At 61.0% G+C, this 2,784-nt stretch carries 3 protein-coding genes and 1 pseudogene; 3 read left to right on the forward strand and 1 reads right to left on the reverse strand.

Annotated features, from left to right (window positions below):
* Together Q0341_RS07565 and Q0341_RS07570 are read left to right on the forward strand one after the other, a co-directional pair.
* Positions 1-266 (forward strand): annotated as a pseudogene (locus Q0341_RS07565) (carboxyvinyl-carboxyphosphonate phosphorylmutase); the annotation flags it as partial.
* 89 nt (positions 267-355) lie between these two features.
* Positions 356-1,312, forward strand: a complete 957-nt coding sequence (locus tag Q0341_RS07570; protein WP_299511724.1) for a tripartite tricarboxylate transporter substrate binding protein — start codon at positions 356-358, stop codon at positions 1,310-1,312.
* A 46-nt stretch (positions 1,313-1,358) separates the two neighbouring features.
* Here Q0341_RS07570 and Q0341_RS07575 read toward each other — a convergent pair whose 3' ends face one another.
* Complete coding sequence (locus tag Q0341_RS07575; protein ID WP_299511720.1) at positions 1,359-2,132, reverse strand: FadR/GntR family transcriptional regulator; 774 nt, start codon at positions 2,130-2,132, stop codon at positions 1,359-1,361.
* 233 nt (positions 2,133-2,365) lie between these two features.
* Here Q0341_RS07575 and Q0341_RS07580 point away from each other — a divergent pair.
* The coding region (locus Q0341_RS07580; RefSeq protein ID WP_299511722.1) for an FAD-dependent monooxygenase at positions 2,366-2,784 on the forward strand (419 nt) is incomplete at its 3' end.

The raw sequence follows: 2,784 nt of genomic DNA on the forward strand, positions 1-2,784 counted from the left end.
CGCTGGTGGCCAACATGGTCGAAAAAGGCCGCACCCCGGTGCTGACGAAGCCAGAGCTGGAAGCGCTGGGCTACAAGATCGCCATCTTCCCGGTGACCGCCTTGTTGGCCGGGGTGCAGGCCATGGCGCAGGTGTACCAGCAATTCAAGGACACCGGCTCTTCTGCCAACAGTCCAACGCCTTTGTATGACTTTGGCGACCTGACCAAGCTCATGGGTTTCGAAGACGTGTGGGCTTTTGAAAAACGTTACGCTGAAACCGATTGACCCCCCTGAAACTCTAGGAGACAACAATGCAAAAGAAGACAACAACACCTCGCCGCCATTGGCTCAAAGCTGCGCTAAGCACCGGCTTGATGGCCGCTGCCTGTGGTGGCCTGGCCCTGAGCGCCAGCAGCGCAGCAGCACAAGCGGCTTACCCCAGCAAGCCTATTCGCATGATCGTGCCCTTTTCACCCGGCGGCGTCACCGACACCAGCGGCCGCGTGATCGCCGAGCACCTCTCCAAGCGCTTGGGCCAACAGGTGATCGTGGACAACAAACCCGGCGCCTCGGGCAACATCGGCACGCAAATGGTGGCCACGGCCGCGCCCGATGGTTACACCTTGCTGTTGGGCTTTGACGGCACCCTGGTGATCAACCCGCATGTGTTCCCCAAAGTGGGCTTTGACACCATGAATGACTTCGCCCCGGTCGGAAAAATTGGCGATGCCATTCTGATTCTGGTGTCGCACCCTGGCGTTCCCGCCAAAACACTGAAAGAAGTGATCACCCTGTCCAAAACCCAGTCGGGCGGCCTGTCGTATGGCACGTCTGGTACGGGCGGCACGCCGCACATTGCGGGTGAATTGCTCAAGCAGCGCACAGGTGCCAACCTGACGCACATTCCCTACAAAGGCGGTGGCCAGGCCATGATCGATGTGATGGGCGGCAACGTTCCGCTGGTGTACACCGCTGTGGCGGGGGCGATTTCTCACGTCAAGTCAGGCAAGCTGCATGCGGTGGCCGTGTCCAGCGCGCAGCGTGCCCCGTCCATGCCCGATGTGCCCACCTTCATCGAAGCGGGCGTGACCGATTTCGACATCAACTCCTGGGTCGGTTTGCTGGCCCCGGCCAAAACGCCCCGGGCGATTGTGGACAAGCTCAACACCGAGCTGAACGCCGTGCTGAACGACCCGGCCGTGCGCGATCGTCTGAACACCTTGGGCATCACCGCCAGCCCCGGCGGCCCAGAGCGCTTTGGCCGCGACATGGCGCGTGACCTGTCGCGCTACGAGGCTGTGGTCAAAGCGGCAGGCATCAAAGCGCAGTGATGTGACGTGGGTCTGCCGGTCTGATCACCCGCCTTTCGGCTCCCCATCAGCCCCGCAACCCCTTGACCAAAGGCTGCGCCAACTGCTCGCCTTCTTGCAACCAAAATGCCGGATCGGCACTTTGGATGCGGCGGATGGCGTTGCCCATGTGGGCGGTGGCGGCTTGTCGGGCTTGGTCTGCTTCTCCCGCTTGCACGGCCTGCAAAATGGCCTGGTGCTCGGCATGCACTTGGGCCGCAAAGTCCACGCGCCGGGCCTCGTTGGCCCGGGTCACGCGGGTGGCCTCGTGCAAAAACTGGCCCAAATAGACCAGTGTTTGGATCAAAAAAGGATTGTGCGCGGCCTCTGCAATGGCGCGGTGAAACTGCACGTCTTCGGCCACGCCATCACCGCCCGACTGCACGGCTTTGTCCAGCGCCTTGACGGCTTGTTCGATCGCCCGCAGCTCGCCAGCGCTGCGCCGCTCGGCCGCCAGCGCGGCCACTTCGGCCTCCAAGGCGCGGCGCACCTCGACCATCTGGATCACGGCCTCTTTCGAGGCGGCGTGCCGGGCTTCGAAATTGAGTGGCGCAAACGGTTGGCGTGCGCTCACAAACACGCCACTGCCCTGGCGCGAATCCACCAGCCCCAGTGACTTGAGGCGCGAGACTGCCTCACGCACCACCGTGCGACTGACGGCGAACTGCTGCACCAGACGCGCCTCGGTGGGCAATTTGTCGCCCGGCACCAAACGGCCTTGTTTGATTTCGGCGCTCAGTTGCTCCGCCACTTGGTCCGACAAACGGGCACCGCTGGATACAGGAGAGAAATGCTGGCTCATGAATTTGTCATACAAAAAACAAGTTCGAGCATAACGGTCCTGTGGCTGTTGTGCAGTCAAAAATTTGCACACAATCCCGTTTGACTTTCGTCGTTCCAGAACGCGGCAGAACTTTGTCCGTCACAGGCTTGGCCCGAGGGTGTATAAAATTACGTTTAGGTAAACCGATTTATCAATGGTAAATTACGGTCTAGGCACCACAGGGTGCTTTTTGACCCTTTTGGAGCTTGCACATGGGTGCTTACGTCAACCCGATTTATCCCTACAAGTCGCCAGCCGACCTGATGGCCACGCCGCCGCAGCGCAAACCGCTGATCGTGATTGGCGCAGGGCCGGTGGGCTTGGCGGCAGCCATTGATGCGCGCTTGCAGGGCCTGGATGTGCTGGTGCTGGACGACGACAAAACCGTGTCGGTCGGTTCGCGGGCGGTGTGTTACGCCAAGCGTTCGCTCGAAATTCTGGACCGCCTGGGCATTGCCAACGAGGCTTGCGGCTTGGGCGTAAGCTGGAACATCGGCCGCACCTTCCTCGAAGAAGACGAGGTGTACCAGTTCAACCTGGTGCCCGACGCAGGCCACAAGCGCCCCGGCATGATCAATTTGCAGCAGTACCACGTTGAGGAAATGCTGATTGCCCGTGCGCTGGAACTGGG

This window comes from uncultured Limnohabitans sp., assembly GCF_937889215.1.
Taxonomy (GTDB): domain Bacteria; phylum Pseudomonadota; class Gammaproteobacteria; order Burkholderiales; family Burkholderiaceae_C; genus Limnohabitans_A.